We start from the raw sequence: 16,029 nt of genomic DNA on the forward strand, positions 1-16,029 counted from the left end.
AGATTCCGTTCACCGCAGGGCGTCCGCCGGTTCCATTCGGGCGGCGCGGAGCGCGGGGTAGAGGCCGGCGAGCAGGCCGACCAGGGCGCCGGCCACGGGCGCGGCCAGGGCGAGACGGGCGTCGAGGACGGGGGTCCACCGCTGCGCGGCCGAGACGGCGACGACGGAGACCAGGCCGGCTCCGGCGCCGATCACTCCGCCGGTCATCCCGATCAGGGTGGACTCCAGGAGGAACTGGGCGGCGATGTGGCGGCGGGCGGCGCCCAGGGAGCGGCGCAGGCCGATCTCGGAGACGCGTTCCATCACGGTGACCAGGGTGACGTTGGCGATGCCGACCGCGCCGACCACCAGGGAGACCAGGCCGAGGATCAGGAAGAGGCCGTTGACGTCGTCCTGGACGCCGTCGCGGGCGCGTTTGGGGGTGGGCGGCGAGATGACCTGGAGCTCGTCGTGGTGGTTGGGACTGAGCGCGACGGGGGCCTGGCGGGCGATGAGGTCGGCGGCGCCGAGGGAGGTGTTGACCAGCACGCGGGTGACGTTCCGCAGGCCGAGGCCGGCGCCGGTCGTGGGCGGCACGATCACCGCGGTGGACAGGACCTGCTCGCGGCCCAGGCCGCCCAGGACGCCGATCACCGTGTAGGCGCGGTCCTCGATGAAGACGGCGGGGGCGCCCGTCAGGCGGGTGACGCCGAGCATCCGCGCGGCCTGGTCGCCCAGGACGACCACGCGGTCACCGCGCCGCACGTGGCCCGCGTCGAAGAAACGGCCCTCGACCATGCGGCCGCGGGCGGCCCGCGGCAGCTCGGGGTCTCCGGCCACCACGGCGAGGGTCTGGCCGGTGACCCTGGTGGGATCGACGAGGTCGTTGGCCGTCACCCGGAGGTTGGAGCTCTCCTCGGTCTGGGCGAGGGCGGAGACGGAGGTGACCCCGCGCAGCCGCCGCACCTCGGCGGAGGAGTCCCAGCCGACGAGCGGGCCGCCGCCGGGCCTGGCCGGCACCTCGACCGTGATCGCGGTGGCGGTCAGCTCGTCGAACCGGCCGACGATCTGGTTCCCGGCGGTGGCGGCGACGCCCAGGGTGATCACCAGGGTGGTGATGCCGAGGACGGTGCCCAGCGTGGTCAGCGCGGAGCGGACCGGGCGGGCGAGCACGCCGGCCAGGGCCTCGGCCCACAGGTCGCGGATGTCCATGGTCTCCTCTCACCGGAGTACGGCGAACACGGGTAGGGGCACGCGGGGCGCGCGGAAGGCGGGACGCGCGGGCAGACGCCGGAGAACGACGACGTCGGCTGCTTCGACGGGACGCGGGCCGTACGGGCTGTACTGGCCGTGCGGGCCGTACGGGCCGTACTGGCTGTGCGGGCCGTACGGTCACTCCTCGGTGAGGACGCCGTCGCTGATGCGGACGCGGCGGCCGGCGCGGGCGCTCACCTCGTCCTCGTGGGTGATCACCAGGAGGGTGAGGCCGCGGGCGTGCAGGCCGTCGAACAGGTCGAGCACCGCCTCGGTGTTGCCGCTGTCGAGGTTGCCGGTGGGCTCGTCGCACAGCAGGAGGGCGGGCTCGCCCATCAGCGCGCGGGCGATCGCCACCCGCTGCCGCTCGCCCCCGGACAGCCGCCCGGGCGGGAAGTCCACCCGGTGCGACATGCCGACCAGCTCCAGCGCCTCCAGCGCCCGCCGCCGCCGGTGCCGGCGCGGGTGCCCGCCGTAGACCTCGGCGAGCATGACGTTCTCCGCGACGGTCCGGTGCGGCAGCAGGTGGAACGACTGGTAGACGAAGCCGATCTCGCGTCCCCGCAGTCTCGTCCGCGCGCCGTCCCCGAGGGCGGTCGTCTCGATGCCGTTCAGCAGGTAGGAGCCGGAGGTGGGCCGGTCCAGCAGGCCGAGCGTGTTCAGCAGGGTGGACTTGCCCGACCCCGAGGGACCCACGATGGCCACGTAGTCGCCTCGCCGGATCCGCAGGCCGACGTCGCGGAGCGCCCGCACGGGCGGGTCGGTGGGGAACACCCGGCTGACGGCGTCCAGGACGATGACGTCGGGCATGACGTCAGGCATCGCTCACCACCACCCGGTCGCCCTCCTTCAGCGTGCCGGGCCGTACGGGTGTCACCTCGACGTCGCCGTCGGCGGCCAGGCCGGTCCTGACCTCCACGTCGGCGACCCGGTCGTCGCCCCCGGGCAGCGCGACCCGGACCCTCGCGCGGCCGTCGGCCGAGGTGACGACGGCGGCGACCGGCACGGTGAGCACCGCGCCGCCGGTCGCGCCGACGGAGATCCTGGCGGTGACCGGTGTGCCGACCGCGTCCCGCAGGCCCTTGGCCGTCGTCGGGGTGAGCAGGACCGGCACGGACCCCGCCGCGTCGCCGAAGGGGCTCGTCGCCTTCTTCTTCTCCCCGGAGCCGCCGTCCGTTCCCGCGTCCGCGGGTTCGGCGTCCTTGCCGGTGGCGGTCAGCACCGCCGGGAACGTCGCGCCGTCGGCGGTCTCCAGGGTCGCCTTCAGGCCCTTGCGCAGCAGCTTGGCCTCGTCCCGGTCCACCGAGCCGGTCACCGCGAAGGACGAACTGGTCACGGTGGCGACCTTGCCCTCGACGGCGTCCCCGGGCCGGACCGCGGCTTTGTCCAGCCGGGCGGGCAGCGCGGGCAGGAAGACGATCTCCCCGGGCGGGACGCTGACGCCGTAGGTCTTCAGGTACTCGGCCAGGACCGCCTTGGCGCCCGCCACGTCCCGGCGGCCGTTGGCGACCTTCAGCCGGAGCGGGGAGAGCCGCCGGGCCTGGCGCAGCGCCTGGTCGGCGGTGGCGACGGCGTCCTCGGCGGCGCGCACCTCCTTGGTCAGCCCGGCGAGGCGGGTGGTCTTGCCCGCCCGGGCCTCGTCGTCGAAGGCGGCCAGCGTCTCCTGGGCGGCGCGCAGGTTCTCCCGGGCGCCCGCGGCCTTGACCTCGAGGAGCGTCCTGTCGTCCTCGGGCTTGGCGGCGGCGAGCGCCTGGGCGGCGGCCAGGACCTCCTCCTCGGCCTGCCGTACGGCCCTGGTCAGCTCGGTGAGGCGGGTGGCCTCCTCGGGGCTGAGGTCGCGCGCCTTCTCCGTGGCCAGCGCGTTCCGCGCGGCCCGCAGGTCCTCGCGGGCGTTGGCCAGCTTGACCGCCAGGGATTCGACGTCGCGTCCGCTGTCGAGGGCCGCCTTGTCGGTGAGCAGGTCCTCCTCGGCGGTCCGCACGGCCTGCCGGAGGGTCTCCAGCTCCCGGCGGGCGGCCAGGTCCGGCTCCTGCGCCCGGTAGCCGCGCGCGGCGTACCAGCGGCGTACGGCGGCGGCCGTGGCGGAGTCGAAGACGCCGGTGGACGGCGGGCGGTACCCGAGGCGCCGCAGCGCCGCCTGGAGCTGGCGGACATCGGCGCCGCCGGTTCCCGGCGCCATCGTGCGGTGCATGGGTACCTTGCCGCGCAGGGCGAACACCGGGCGGCCGTTGACCTCCAGCAGCACCGACCCCTCCTTGATCGTCCCAGGGCGCGGGGCGCGGGTGACCCGCTGGGCCCCGCCGTCGGCGGCGGCTCCGGCGGCGTCGGTCCCTCCGGCGCCGCCGACCACGCCGGCGAGGGTCACCGGCAGCGGCGAGCCGTACGCCAGGGTGCCGCTGACGGCGATGGCGCTGGTCAGCTTCTTCCGCGCGACGGGGGAGGTGACCAGGGACGGCTTGGGCGGCCGGCGCAGTGCGGCCTCGTCGGCGGGGGAGCGCAGCCGCGTGCCGACGGCCCAGCCCGTGCCGGCGACCAGGACGACCCCGGCCAGGACACCGCCCAGCACGCGGCGCCTGTTCCTCACCATCGGAGCCGCCGGAGCCGCCGGAGCCGCCGGACCGTCCGGGGGCCGGAGTCCGCCCGGCGCGCGGGGATCCGCCTCACCACTGGATCACCCTGAGGCCGAACTCGTCGTAGGCCTTCATCATCTTGTTGCCCGCGGAGTAGGCGGGGTAGAAGTCCCGGCCGCACTCCAGGTCGTCGAGCGCCGCCTTGATCTCCCTGTCCAGGTACGGCCGGGCCTGCGCGGCCGTCAGCTTCGGCTGGTACTCGGCCCCGTCGACGGGGTCCTCGGCCTGCTGGCGGCCGAGCCGGTTCAGCTCCGCCTTCAGCTCCGCGCCGCCGGCCTCGGCGACCTTCGTGGGCCGGAGTGAGGCGACCTTGTAGCCCTTGGCCCTGAGGCACTCGCCGTACTTCCGTGCGAGCTCGACGAGCTTGGGATCGCCGTCCGTCTCGCGGTCCGCCTGCTCCAGGCGGCGGTTGAGCTGGTCGTAGTAGTCCTGCTCGCTGGTCACGGTCTTGCCGGTGAACTTCTTGATCGCCGCGTTGCGGCAGTCCACGTCCGCCTCGCCCCACGCGGCGAGCTGGGTCGCCGACAGGGAGTTCTTGATCGGCTGGTTGGCGGTGTTGTCGTAGAACTCGTACTGGGCGGCGGCCGGGTCGTCCGGGTAGACGAACTCGGCGAAGTACTTGAACCCGTACTTCTGCCGGAACCGCTTCATCGTCTCGTAGTCGCCGGCGTCGAGCTTGCGCTTCTCGTCGCCGGCCTGCTTGGGCGGCGGGACGTTCATGTTGTACTTGAACCCCTTGCGCTTCATGCAGTCGGCGCGGTCGGACTCCATCTGGCGGATCCTGTTCTGCATCGCGTCGGCGGGCGAGGGCGAGGGCGTGGCCGCGGCCTGCGTCGCGGCCGGTCCGCCGCAGCCGGTCAGCGCGGCCAGGGCCAGGCCGATCGCGGGCACGGCGAAGAGAACTCGTGGCATGGTGACCTCGTTTCGGCACGCGGGCGGGCCGCGGGTGCGGTGGCCGCTCGCGGTGGGTGAGGGTTTCGGGGAGGGTCGCGGAGGCTCGCGGGGAGCACGCGGAGAAGAGCCGGCCGGGCCCCTGGAGGGGCGGAGCCGGGAGGAACGCTAGAGGGCGGGGTGCCGCCTCGCCCGGTACGGCGCGGCCGCGGCGAGCGCGGTGGCGAGGAGCAGCGCGGCCAGGTGGGCGATGTCGGGTTCGGACTGGACGCCGAGGTTCTCGGCGTGGACGACGCAGACGGGGACGAGATGGACGCCGGCCGCCACGGCCCAGCGCGGGTCGCGCGCCACGTGGCCGGCTCGGGCCGCGAGCAGCAGGAGCCCGAGCTCCAGCCCGGTCCTGACCACGTCGAGGGTGTCGCCGCCGCGACCGAAGTCGAGCCCGGCCGGGTCGGCGCCGGCCAGCAGCGGGACCACCGGCAGCCAGAGCCACGAGCGCCTGCCGAGCCGGTGCCGGTGGGCGGCCAGCACCAGCAGGCCCAGGACGGTCAGGCCGTAGCCGGCCATCGGCGCCACCGGGCCGCCGCCGCCGTAGAGGGCTCCGGCGTGCCAGACGGGAGGGGCGTCCACGGGCAGCAGGGTCGGGTCCAGCCAGGGGCGTCCCAGCGTGATCGCGAGCACCTTCGTCGCGACGAGCGCCACGACCGGGAGGGCGAGCCGTACCCGCCCGCGGATGACGAGCAGCAGGGCCAGCGCCGACAGCCCCGTCCAGATCGGCACCGACGCCGTGTACGGCACCAGCGTCGCGAGCTGGACGGCGCACAGCGCGGTCACCCCGAGGTGCAGGCCGTCGAGCCAGGCCGGCCGGTCCGACGCTGCCGCGACGATCCTGGCCCGCAGCCCGCCGGAGACCAGCGCCCGCGCCTCGCGGAGCGGGGGCAGCGCGCGTCCCGGCTCGGCCGTGTCGAGCAGGGTGGTGATGATCTCGCCGCCGTGCTCGGCGCGGTAGCGGCGGGGGTAGCACAGCAGCAGCCGCCGGTAGCGGCGCTCCAGGGAGTTCCCGCCCGCCCCCGTGGCGGCGGGCCTCTCCAGGGCCGCGGTCACGCGAAGGCCGATCCGGGACGGAGGAGCCGCCCGGTCACCACCGACGCCGCCTGCTGCATGCGCAGCGCCTCCGCGGAGACGACGTCGTGCCCGTGGTCGGTGAGCCGGAAGTATCTCCGGGGCCGGCCGTCGACGACCTCCTCGCGGTCCACGGCGATCAGGCCGTTCGCCGCCAGCCGGTCGAGCGCGCCGTACAGCGTGCCGACCGGCAGCTTCACCCGGCTCTCGGAGAGGTCGAGCGTCCGCTTGATGATCCCGTGGCCGTGCAGCGGGCCGTCGAGCAGCGAGGCGAGGATGAAGTAGGTCGCCTCACTGACCGCTGGTGATCCTTTAGCCATGCGGGAGACCATACTTCGCGCGGCGAAGTATGGTCAACTCGGGCATCCGATGTGGAAACGGGCGCGTCCGGGCAGGCGTCCGGTCGCCGGTCGCCGGTCGCGGGGAGGCGGGAGGCGGGACGCGGGCGGACCCGCGCGGGCGGCGGTCCCGGGGCGCGGGCGGGCGTCCGGGCCTCCGGGCTTCAGGCGGCGGGCCTGACCGGCTTGAACAGCCAGGCGTCGAAGAGCGCGTCGAGCTGCCTGCCGGAGATCCGTTCCGCCAGGGCGACGAACTCCTCGGTCGTCACGTAGCCGTAGCGGTGCTCGGCCGTCCAGGTCCGCAGCACCTTGAAGAACGCCGCGTCGCCGATGCGCCGCCGCAGCGCGTGCAGCGCCATCCCGCCGCGCCGGTAGACGGAGTCGTTGAACAGGTCCTGCGGCTGCGCGCGGCCGGGGGGATACTTCCAGATCGCGTCGCCCGCGGGGTGCGCGTCGTAGGCGGCGCGGAAGGACTGCTCGGCGGGGACGCCGTTGTGCTCCTTCCACAGCCACTCGGCGTACGTCGCGAAGCCCTCGTTGAGCCACAGGTCCTTCCACCGCCGGATGCTCAGGCTGTCGCCGAACCACTGGTGGGCCAGCTCGTGGGCGACGGTGTCGTCGTCGGGGACGAACCCGCCGTACATGGGCTTGGTCTGGTTCTCCAGGGCGTAGCCCGCGGAGAAGTCGTCGATCACGCCGCCGGTGGAGGAGAACGGGTAGGGGCCGAACACCGTGCTCCAGTAGTCGGTGATCCGCCCCGACTGGGTGTACAGCCTGCCCAGGGAGTCGCGGTAGCGGGGGTCGACCGCCGCGAGGTTCGCGATCCCGGAGGCCGTCCTGCCCTGGCGCAGCTCGAACCGGCCCAGCGTCATGGTGGCGAGGTAGCTCGCCATGGGGTGGCTCTCGCGCCAGTGGAAGGTCGTCCTGCCGCCGGCCGTCACCGGGGCGCCGACCATCTCGCCGTTGGCCAGCACGGTCAGTCCGGCCGGGACGGTGACCTCGAAGTCGTAGCGGGCCTTGTCGGCCGGGTGGTCGTTGCCGGGGAACCAGGTCTTGGCGCCGTTGGGCTCGCTGGTGACGAAGGCGCCGTCGCGGGTCGGGATGAACCCGTAGGTGCCGAGGTTGGAGGAGCCGGTGATCGGCTTGGGCTCGCCGTCGTAGGAGACCACGACGGTGAAGCGGTCCGCGTCGGAGACGGGCGTCGCGGGGGTCACGGTCAGTTCGGTGCCGGCCCGGGTGAACGCCGCGGGCCGCCCGTCCACGGTGACCCTGGCGACGCGGAAGCCCGACAGGTCGAGGTTGAACGCGTCCAGTCCCTGGGTGGCCTTCGCCGTGATCGTGGCCACGCCCGCCAGGTGCCGGGAGGACGGGTCGTAGCCGATCCGTAGGCCGTAGTGCTCGACGTCGTAGCCGCCGTTGCCGTCGGCGGGGAAGTCGGGGTCGCCGATCCCGGGGGCCCCGGTCCGCCCCTGACGCGGGGCGTCGTGCCGGGGCGCCGGGACGCCGTCGGCGGCGACGGAGGCCGCGGGGGCCGCCGCCCCCTTCGACGCCGTGCACGCGGTCGCGCCGACCCCGCCGAAGGCGGCGAGCGTGCTGAGAAACGTGGCGGTTGCCCCGATGGCCAGTCGACCGGACGTCATGCCCGTGAGTCCCCCTTCCGGGCCCGGACCGCGCCGGGCACCGCACGCAGACTACGTGACGGGCGGGTGCTACCCACGGTAATGGGGTGAGGGCCCGGGGTGTCCGTGGGATTGTGTCGCGGATGGCCTGTTCGTGCCGCGACCTCCGGACCGCCCGGGGCGCGGACCGGAAGGGGCCGGAAGGGGCCGGAAGGGGCCGGAAGGGGCCGGAAGGGGCCGGAAGGGGCCGGGAGGGGTCGGAAGGGGTCGGAAGGGGGTCTTCGGGCTCCGGGGGAACGCGGTCCTTCCGGGGGGAGAGGGGAACGCGGCTCTTCCGGGGGAGGGGGAGCGGCCCTTCCGGGCCGCTGAGCGCCCGGAAGGGCCGCGCGGGCGGCGTCAGAGGTTGCCGCGGCGGTCCTGCTCGCGCTCGATCGCCTCGAAGAGCGCCTTGAAGTTGCCCTTGCCGAAGCCGAGCGAGCCGTGCCGCTCGATCAGCTCGAAGAACACCGTCGGGCGGTCCTGCACCGGCTTGGTGAAGATCTGCAGCAGGTAGCCGTCCTCGTCGCGGTCGACCAGGATCTTGCGCTTCTTCAGCTCCTCGATCGGGGCGCGGACCTCGCCGATGCGGGCGCGCAGCTCCGGGTCGTCGTAGTAGGAGTCGGGCGTGTCGAGGAACTCGACGCCGGCGGCCCGCATGTGGTCCACTGCGCTGAGGATGTCGTTGGTGGCCAGCGCGACGTGCTGGACGCCTGGGCCGCCGTAGAACTCCAGGTACTCGTCGATCTGCGACTTCTTCCGGGAGACCGCCGGCTCGTTGAGCGGGAACTTCACCTTGCGGGTGCCGTCCGCGACGACCTTGGACATCAGCGCCGAGTACTCGGTGGCGATGTCGTCACCGACGAACTCGGCCATGTTGGTGAAGCCCATGACCCGCTTGTAGAACTCCACCCACTCGTCCATCTTGCCGAGCTCGACGTTGCCCACGCAGTGGTCGACGGCCTGGAAGAAGCGGCCGTTCTTCACCGCGGGCGCCGCGACGATCGGCTCGGCGGCGACGAAGCCCGGCAGGTACGGCCCGCTGTAGTTGGACCGGTCGACGAGGGTGTGCCGGGTCTCGCCGTAGGTGGCGATCGCCGCCATCACGACCTTCCCGTGCTCGTCCTCCACCGTGTACGGCTCGGCCAGGCCCTTGGCGCCCTGGGAGATCGCGTAGCTGTAGGCGGCCTCCACGTCGGGGACGTCGATGGCCAGGTCGATGACGCCGTCGCCGTGCTCGGCGACGTGCCGGGACACCCCGGTGCCCGCGCGCACCGCGCCGCGCAGCTCGAACCGGGCGCCGCCGGAGGTCAGGACGTAGGAGACCTCGTCACGGCTGCCGGTTTCGGGCCCCCGGTACGCCACCAACTTCATGCCGAAAGCGCTGGAGTAGTAGTGGGCGGCCTGCTTGGCGTTGCCCACGGCGAAGACCACGGCGTCCATGCCGTTCACAGGAAAGTTGTCCCTCATGCGGCTACTTTCGGATTTCATGAGCTGTGTGCGCAAGAGTTGCGTGAATTACTGGACAATATGCCTATTCAGCCTCACGCCTCCGGGGAGCATCTGGACATCATGACGATCGATCAGCTCGACGCCCGGCTCATCGCCCTGCTCACCAGGGAGCCGAGGCTCGGGGTGCTGGAGTGCTCCCGGCGGCTGGGCGTGGCCCGGGGCACCGTGCAGGCCCGCCTCGACCGGCTGTCCGCCCGGGGAGTGATCACCGGGTTCGGGCCCGACGTGTCGCCCGCGGCGCTCGGCTACGACGTCACCGCGTTCGTCACCCTGCAGATCCGCCAGTTCGGCGGGCACGACCCGGTGGTCGACCAGCTCGCCGCCATCCCCGAGGTGCTGGAGGTGCACACGATCACCGGCGGGGACGACATGCTCTGCCGGGTCGTGGCGCGCAGCAATGCGGATCTCCAGCGGGTCATTGACGTGATCGTTGACGTCCGGGGGGTGGTCAGGACCTCCTCGGTGATCGCCTTGGACACCCCCGTGCCATACCGGGTCCTTCCTTTGGTGGCCGATGTGCCGCGCCAGGTCAAGAGCTAGCCGTACCATCCCAAGCAGGGTTCAGTCACCGTTATGCATCGTTTACCCTTACGGTTCGCGCAGCTGACGGGGGGTCGGCCGCGCCAGGGGATGGGGGTTGCCGCGTGCGAGAGGGCGGGAAGAGAGGGCCGGGACGGCGGTTCCTGCGGCTGGCGCTGATCGCCTTCGGCGTCGTGGTCGTCTTGTCGGTGGGCGTTCTCGGGGTGGTGTGGGCGATGACCCCCATCCCGGACAGCACACAGCCGAAGGCCACCGCGCAGGGCTCGGTGATCTACTACCGCGACGGTAAGACCGTGCTGGCCAAGCAGGGGGTGAACCGCCGCAGCGTGCCCCTGTCCGAGGTGCCGGAGAGCGTCAGGAACGCCGTCATCGCCGCCGAGAACCGCTCCTTCTACGACGACAAGGGCGTCTCGCTCAAGGGCACCTTCCGCGCCATGTGGTCCACGGTCACCGGCCGGCAGCTCCAGGGCGGCTCGACGATCACCCAGCAGATGGTCCGCAACTACTACAGCGGCCTCAGCCAGGAACGTTCCATCGTCCGCAAGCTCAAGGAGGTCATGATCTCCTTGAAGGTCGACCAGTCCAAGCCCAAGGACTGGGTGCTGGAGCAGTACCTCAACACGATCTACTTCGGCCGGGGCGCCGACGGCGTCCAGGCCGCGGCCCAGGCGTACTTCGGCAAGGACGTCGGCAAGCTCGACGTCGCCGAGGGCGCCTACCTCGCCGCGGTGATCCAGCAGCCGTCCCGGTTCGCCGACCCGCACGGCGCCGACCTCGACGCCGCCCGGACACGCTGGCGGTCGGTGGTCGACGGCATGGTGCAGATCGGCGCGCTGACGCCCCAGCAGGCCGCCGCCACCACCTTCCCGACCCTCAAGAAGCCCCGCCCGGTCTTCTCCCTCAAGGGCCAGCAGGGCTACATGCTCGACCAGGTGGCCGCCGAGCTCAAACGCCGGGGATACACCGACGAGGCCGTCAACCAGGGCGGCCTGAAGATCGTCTCGACCTTCGACAAGAACCTCATGGCGGCGGCCGAGCGGGCCGTCACCTCCGTCATGCCCGACGGCTCCGCCAAGAAGGTCCACACCGGCCTGGCCGCCGTCGACCCCGGCACCGGCGAGGTCGTCGCCTTCTACGGCGGGCGCGACTACGACGCCAACAAGTTCGACAACTCCTTCTCCGCCAAGGTGCAGGCCGGCTCGACATTCAAGGCGTACACGCTGGCCGCCGCGCTGGAGAACGGCCTGGGCCTCGGCACGCGGGTGAACGGCAACTCGCCGATGACGGTCGCCTCCGCCCCCGACCACCCCATCCCCAACTCCGGCGGCACCTCCTACGGCCAGATCGACCTCGTCACCGCCACCAGGAACTCGGTGAACACCGCCTTCGTCGACCTCGGGCAGAAGGTCGGCCTGGACAAGGTCGTCAAGGCCGCCAGGGCCGCGGGCATCCCCGCCGAGCAGCTCGCCCCGCACCGCGGCGCGGCCACGCTCCCGCTGGGCGTGGCGTCGGTGAGCGCGGTGCAGAACGCCTCGGGCTTCGCGACGTTCGCCGCGGGCGGCGTCCACCGCGACGCCCACGTGATCCGGTCGGTGACCGACGCCACGGGCAAGGTCACGAAGTTCGACGCCAAGGGCAGGCGGGCCTTCGGCGAGCAGACCGCCGCCGACGCCACCTACGCGCTCACCCAGGTCGTCGAGGGCGGCACCGGCTCGGCCGCCCGCCTCTACGACCGGCCGGTGGCCGGCAAGACCGGCACCACCGACGGCTCGGTGTCGGTGTGGTTCGCCGGCTTCACCCCGCAGCTCGCGACCGCGGTGGACATGTTCCGCGACGACCACAAGCCGGTGGTCATCAACGGCGCCGTCCAGTACGGCGGAAGCTACCCCGCGCAGGTCTGGCGGGCCTTCATGACCGAGGCGATGAAGGGCAAGCCGGTCAAGGAGTTCCCCGAGCCGTCCGACTACGGCTACGACCCCTACGGCTACGACGACGGCTACCCCTCCGGCCCGCCCGACGACGGCTACGGCGACGGCGGCTTCCGCGACACCCCGGCCACCCCGCCGTTCGACGACGGCACCTCGTCCCCCGAGCCGGGGGACCAGGGGACCGGCCCCGGGAACGACGGCGCCGGTGACGGCCAGGGCGACGGCACGAGCCCGCAGAACGGCCCCCAGGGCCGCGTGGACGACGGCGGCGGCCCCGGCCAGGGCTTCGGCGACGGGACCGGCGGCGGCGACCCCCGCACCCAGGACCCCGCCCAGCGGGAGGGCCCCGCCCAGCGGCTCCCCGTCGGCTGACCGGGCCGCCGCGCCCCGGTCGGCAGCCTCGGTGCGAAACGGTGCGGAACGGTTCACGGCCGCGCGTCGGCCCGGTCGCGCGCCGACCCGGCCGGGCGGCCGGGTCCCGGGTCGCGCCGCCGCGGGTCAGGCGGTCAGCTCGGCCCGGAGCGCCTCCGGGGTGGTGACGGGCATCCGGCAGGTGAACCCGCGGCACACGTAGGCCGCCGGGACGCCGTCCACCGGGCCCCGCCCTTCCAGGAGGGGGACATCGGCCGCGCCGGGCTCGCCGAGGGCCACGACCATGCCCGGGGCGGGCGACATCAGGGCCGCGCGGTGCAGCGCGGCGGTCGCCGCGTCGCCGGCCGGGCCCACGACCGCGACCTCGACGGGGCCGGAGACGGCCGCCTGGGCCACCGCCAGGCCCCACCCGGCGAACCGGGCGTGCCGGTCGGCCAGGACGCTCACCGTGCCCAGGGCCGCCTCCGCGGCCTCGCGGTGCCGGGCCGAGCCGGTCAGGGCCGCGTACGACAGCAGCGCGCCCGCCACGGCGAACCACCCCGACGGGGTCGCGTTGTCGGTGGGGTCCTGCGGGCGCTGGAACAGCCGCTCGGCGTCGTCTGCGGTGTCGAAGAACCCGCCGGCGCCGTCTGCGAACCGGTCGAGCGCGCTGTCCAGCAGCGTCCCGGCCAGCCGGAACCAGCGGGTCTCGCCGGTCACGCCGTACAGCGCGAGCAGGCCCTCGGCCAGGTCGGCGTAGTCCTCAAGGACGCCGGCGCCGGCGCCGGCCCGGCCGCCGAGCGACGTGCGCAGCAGCCGGCCGCCGTCGACGTGCACCTCGTCGAGCAGCGTGGCCGCCGCCCGCGCCGCCTCCACCAGGTCGGGCCGGTCGAACAGCGCCCCGGCCTCGGCGAGGGCGGCGATCGCCAGGCCGTTCCAGGCGGCCACCACCTTGTCGTCGCGGCCGGGCCGTACCCGCCCGGACCGGGCGGCCAGCAGGGCGGCGCGGACCCGGGCGAACCGCTCGGGGTCGTCGGGGTCCTCCGGAAGCTGCAGCACCGAGGTGCCGTGCTCGAACGTGCCGGTCACCTCGAACAGCGAGACGGCCCAGGCGCCGTCGTCCTCGCCCAGGACCTCGATGATCTCCTCGGGCGTCCAGACGTAGAACTTCCCCTCCACGCCCTCGCTGTCGGCGTCCAGCGCCGAGGCGAAGCCGCCCTCGGGGGTGCGCATCTCGGCCAGCAGGAAGGAGGCGGTCTCCAGCGCCACCCGCCGGGCGAGCACCGACCCGGTGGAGCGCCACCAGTGCGTGTAGACCCGCAGCAGCAGGGCGTTGTCGTAGAGCATCTTCTCGAAGTGCGGCACCACCCAGCCGGCGTCCACGCTGTAGCGGGCGAAGCCGCCGCGGAGCTGGTCGTAGATGCCGCCCCGTGCCATCGCCTCCAGGGTCCGCCCGGCCATGGCCGTCGCCTCGCCCGCGGCGCTCCGGTCGCCCTCCGGGGCCGCGGGCCGGGGGTCGGCGGCGTAGCGCAGCAGGAACTCCAGGACCATCGACGGCGGGAACTTCGGCGCCCCGCCGAACCCGCCGCGGTCGGGGTCGAAGGACTGCCGCAGGCTCCGTACGGCCCGGTCCAGTGTGTCGCGGTCCGGCACCGGGCCCGACGGCAGCGCCGCCTGCTCGTTCAGCGCCTGGGCGATCTTCGAGCCCTGGTCCAGCACCGCCTCGCGGTCGCGGGCCCAGGCGTTCGCCACCCCGGTCAGCAGCCGCTGGAAGTGGGGCCGCGGGAAGTACGTGCCCGCGTAGAAGGGGCGCCCGTCCGGGGTGGCGAAGACCGTCATCGGCCACCCGCCCTGGCCGGTCATGGCCTGGGTCGCGGTCATGTAGACCGCGTCCACGTCCGGGCGTTCCTCCCGGTCGACCTTGACGCTGACGAAGTGCTCGTTCATCAGCGCGGCGGTGCCCTCGTCCTCGAAGGACTCGTGCGCCATGACGTGGCACCAGTGGCAGGCGGAGTAGCCGACGCTGATCAGCAGCGGCACGTTCCGCCGCCTGGCCTCGGCGAAGGCGTCCTCCCCCCAGGGGAACCAGTCGACGGGGTTGTCCACGTGCTGCAGCAAGTAGGGGCTCGTCGCGTCCTTCAAGCGGTTCATGGAAACCTCTCCTGCGTACGCGGTGCGCACGTTCTTCTCCACGAGGCGCGCGGGCCTCGCGCGCCATGGTCCTCACCCGTACGGTCCCTCTCACAGTAGACGGGCGCGGAGGCGACGCCGTGGGGGTGGGGCGGTCGCCGGGGGCATCCGGCCGCGGGATCCGCCGGCGGTGGGACCGGCGCGGGCGGGATCCGGCCGGGGTCCGGCCCCGGCCTCCTCCCCGGGTCGTAGGCGACGGTATACCGGGGTGGCACGTGGCGCCCGGAAGGCGGGACTCCCGCGCGGGGAACGCCGCGGTGCCCGCCGTACGGGGGCTCGGGGCCGGCGTCCGGCCCGCCGGGACGTCATGCGTCCGTCGCAGTGGTCCACCGGGAAAGTCGCAGCCTTCGGTGGCCGTTCGGCCGAGGCGCCGCCGGTCGCGTGCCGGAAGCATTGCCGCCATGCCGATAACGATCTTTCGCGGCGCGGTGGCCACGGGCGTCGCGCTGCTCGCGCTCGCGACGCCCGCCATGGCGGCCGCCGCCGCCGGACCACAGGTGACCGCCCCTTCCGCCGCTCCTTCCGCCGCTCCTTCCGCCGCGCCGGACGCCTCCGCCACGCCGGGCGCCCCCGACACCCCGGTCGCGCCTCCCGTGCTGCCCGCGCCGACCGGTCCGCACGCGGTGGGCACCACCACGCTGCACCTGGTGGACGGCTCCCGCCCGGACCCGTGGGTGCCGGAGCGGAAGGCGCGCGAGCTCATGGTCTCGCTGTGGTACCCGGCGCGGGCGCCCGGCGGGCGGCGGGCCGCCTATATGACCGCCGAGGAGTCGGCGCTGCTGCTGAAGGGGCAGCACGTCACCGGCCTGCCCGAAGACGTGCTGAGCGGGACCCGGACCAACGCGACCGCCGACGCCGCGTCGGCCGGCCGCAGACGCGGCCTTCCCCTCGTCGTGCTGTCGCCGGGGTTCACCATGCCCCGCTCCTCGCTGACGATCCTGGCCGAGGACCTGGCGAGCAGGGGGTACATCGTGGCGGGGATCGACCACACGTACGAGTCCTACGGCACGTCGCTCCCCGGTGGGCGCACCGCGACCTGCGTCGCCTGCGCCGAGCAGTCCGCGGACCCCTGGAAGTTCGGCGACAAGGCTGCCAGGGGCCGGGCGGCCGACGTCTCCTTCGTCCTCGACCGGCTGACCGGGCCGAGGCCGGCCTGGAAGGGCGGCGGACTGATCGACCCCTCCCGGATCGCGATGGCCGGCCACTCCCTGGGCGGCAGCAGCGCCTCATGGACCGCGCTCAGCGACCCCCGGGTGCGCGCCGGGGTCAACATGGACGGCACCTTCTTCGTCCCGATCCCCGATGAGGGGCTCGCCCGGCCGTTCCTCATGATGGGCGCCGGGAAGATCCACGAGCCCGGCGGGCAGGACTTCACCTGGGGGCGCGACTGGGGACGGATGACCGGGTGGAAGCGCTGGCTCACGGTCGACGGCGGGGACCACGGGTCCTTCACCGACTACCCGCCGCTTATGGAGCAGGTCGGCGTGGACCTGGGGTCCCGGCTCTCCGGGGCCCGCGCGGCGGAGATCACCCGTAGGTATGTCGGCGCCTTCTTCGACCTGCACCTTCGCAAGCGGTCCCAGCCGCTGCTCGACGGGCCGTCCCGGCGCTACCCGGAGGTCAGGTTCCACCGCTGACC

12 protein-coding genes are annotated in these 16,029 nt (G+C 73.8%); 3 read left to right on the top strand and 9 right to left on the bottom strand.

Annotation, left to right across the window (positions count from 1 at the left end; translation table 11 throughout):
- Window positions 1–9 precede the first annotated feature (9 nt).
- From IEZ10_RS11595 to hppD, 8 genes are all read right to left on the bottom strand, one after another.
- Window positions 10–1,191 carry an ABC transporter permease gene (locus IEZ10_RS11595; protein WP_189246479.1) on the bottom strand — a complete coding sequence of 394 codons (1,182 nt, stop codon included), beginning with the start codon at window positions 1,189–1,191 and terminating at the stop codon, window positions 10–12.
- A gap of 180 nt (window positions 1,192–1,371) precedes the next feature.
- Complete coding sequence (locus IEZ10_RS11600; RefSeq protein ID WP_229811165.1) at window positions 1,372–2,055, bottom strand: ABC transporter ATP-binding protein; 684 nt, start codon at window positions 2,053–2,055, stop codon at window positions 1,372–1,374.
- Window positions 2,048–3,799 carry a peptidoglycan-binding protein gene (locus IEZ10_RS11605; RefSeq protein ID WP_229811166.1) on the bottom strand — a complete coding sequence of 584 codons (1,752 nt, stop codon included), beginning with the start codon at window positions 3,797–3,799 and terminating at the stop codon, window positions 2,048–2,050. Before IEZ10_RS11605 ends, IEZ10_RS11600 begins: the two co-directional genes overlap by 8 nt.
- Before the next feature lie 94 nt (window positions 3,800–3,893).
- Window positions 3,894–4,775: a hypothetical protein gene (locus IEZ10_RS11610; RefSeq protein WP_189246481.1), complete on the bottom strand. Its 882-nt coding sequence runs from the start codon at window positions 4,773–4,775 to the stop codon at window positions 3,894–3,896.
- Window positions 4,776–4,922: 147 nt separating this feature from the next.
- Entirely contained in the window at window positions 4,923–5,858 is a 936-nt protein-coding gene (locus tag IEZ10_RS11615) for a hypothetical protein (protein ID WP_189246482.1), read from the bottom strand.
- Entirely contained in the window at window positions 5,855–6,196 is a 342-nt protein-coding gene (locus tag IEZ10_RS11620) for a PadR family transcriptional regulator (RefSeq protein WP_179825520.1), read from the bottom strand. The genes IEZ10_RS11615 and IEZ10_RS11620 overlap by 4 nt, the downstream gene beginning before the upstream one ends.
- 182 nt (window positions 6,197–6,378) lie before the next feature.
- Entirely contained in the window at window positions 6,379–7,854 is a 1,476-nt protein-coding gene (locus IEZ10_RS11625) for a M1 family metallopeptidase (protein ID WP_189246483.1), read from the bottom strand.
- A gap of 375 nt (window positions 7,855–8,229) precedes the next feature.
- Window positions 8,230–9,339: a 4-hydroxyphenylpyruvate dioxygenase gene (gene hppD, locus IEZ10_RS11630; protein ID WP_229811167.1), complete on the bottom strand. Its 1,110-nt coding sequence runs from the start codon at window positions 9,337–9,339 to the stop codon at window positions 8,230–8,232.
- 102 nt (window positions 9,340–9,441) lie between these two features.
- Between hppD and IEZ10_RS11635 the strand changes: the two genes are divergently transcribed.
- Complete coding sequence (locus tag IEZ10_RS11635; protein WP_189246485.1) at window positions 9,442–9,921, top strand: Lrp/AsnC family transcriptional regulator; 480 nt, start codon at window positions 9,442–9,444, stop codon at window positions 9,919–9,921.
- Window positions 9,922–10,025: 104 nt separating this feature from the next.
- Complete coding sequence (locus tag IEZ10_RS11640) at window positions 10,026–12,221, top strand: transglycosylase domain-containing protein (protein WP_189246486.1); 2,196 nt, start codon at window positions 10,026–10,028, stop codon at window positions 12,219–12,221.
- A gap of 126 nt (window positions 12,222–12,347) precedes the next feature.
- Here IEZ10_RS11640 and IEZ10_RS11645 read toward each other — a convergent pair whose 3' ends face one another.
- Window positions 12,348–14,351: a thioredoxin domain-containing protein gene (locus tag IEZ10_RS11645; RefSeq protein WP_189246487.1), complete on the bottom strand. Its 2,004-nt coding sequence runs from the start codon at window positions 14,349–14,351 to the stop codon at window positions 12,348–12,350.
- Window positions 14,352–14,791: 440 nt separating this feature from the next.
- On the opposite strand from IEZ10_RS11645, the gene IEZ10_RS11650 reads away from it, so the two are divergent.
- Window positions 14,792–16,027, top strand: a complete 1,236-nt coding sequence (locus IEZ10_RS11650) for an alpha/beta hydrolase family protein (protein ID WP_189246488.1) — start codon at window positions 14,792–14,794, stop codon at window positions 16,025–16,027.
- Window positions 16,028–16,029 lie beyond the last annotated feature (2 nt).

Origin of the sequence: Streptosporangium pseudovulgare (genome assembly GCF_014648055.1) — a bacterium.
GTDB lineage: Bacteria > Actinomycetota > Actinomycetes > Streptosporangiales > Streptosporangiaceae > Streptosporangium > Streptosporangium pseudovulgare.

Bases quoted from the DNA above. Each gene is read 5' to 3' on its own strand.
- IEZ10_RS11595 (WP_189246479.1), bottom strand. From the start codon at position 1,191: ATGGACATCCGCGACCTGTGGGCCGAGGCCCTGGCCGGCGTGCTCGCC.
- IEZ10_RS11600 (WP_229811165.1), bottom strand. From the start codon at position 2,055: ATGCCTGACGTCATGCCCGACGTCATCGTCCTGGACGCCGTCAGCCGG.
- IEZ10_RS11610 (WP_189246481.1), bottom strand. From the start codon at position 4,775: ATGCCACGAGTTCTCTTCGCCGTGCCCGCGATCGGCCTGGCCCTGGCC.
- IEZ10_RS11620 (WP_179825520.1), bottom strand. From the start codon at position 6,196: ATGGCTAAAGGATCACCAGCGGTCAGTGAGGCGACCTACTTCATCCTC.
- IEZ10_RS11625 (WP_189246483.1), bottom strand. From the start codon at position 7,854: ATGACGTCCGGTCGACTGGCCATCGGGGCAACCGCCACGTTTCTCAGC.
- hppD (WP_229811167.1), bottom strand. From the start codon at position 9,339: ATGAGGGACAACTTTCCTGTGAACGGCATGGACGCCGTGGTCTTCGCC.
- IEZ10_RS11635 (WP_189246485.1), top strand. From the start codon at position 9,442: ATGACGATCGATCAGCTCGACGCCCGGCTCATCGCCCTGCTCACCAGG.
- IEZ10_RS11645 (WP_189246487.1), bottom strand. From the start codon at position 14,351: ATGAACCGCTTGAAGGACGCGACGAGCCCCTACTTGCTGCAGCACGTG.
- IEZ10_RS11650 (WP_189246488.1), top strand. From the start codon at position 14,792: ATGCCGATAACGATCTTTCGCGGCGCGGTGGCCACGGGCGTCGCGCTG.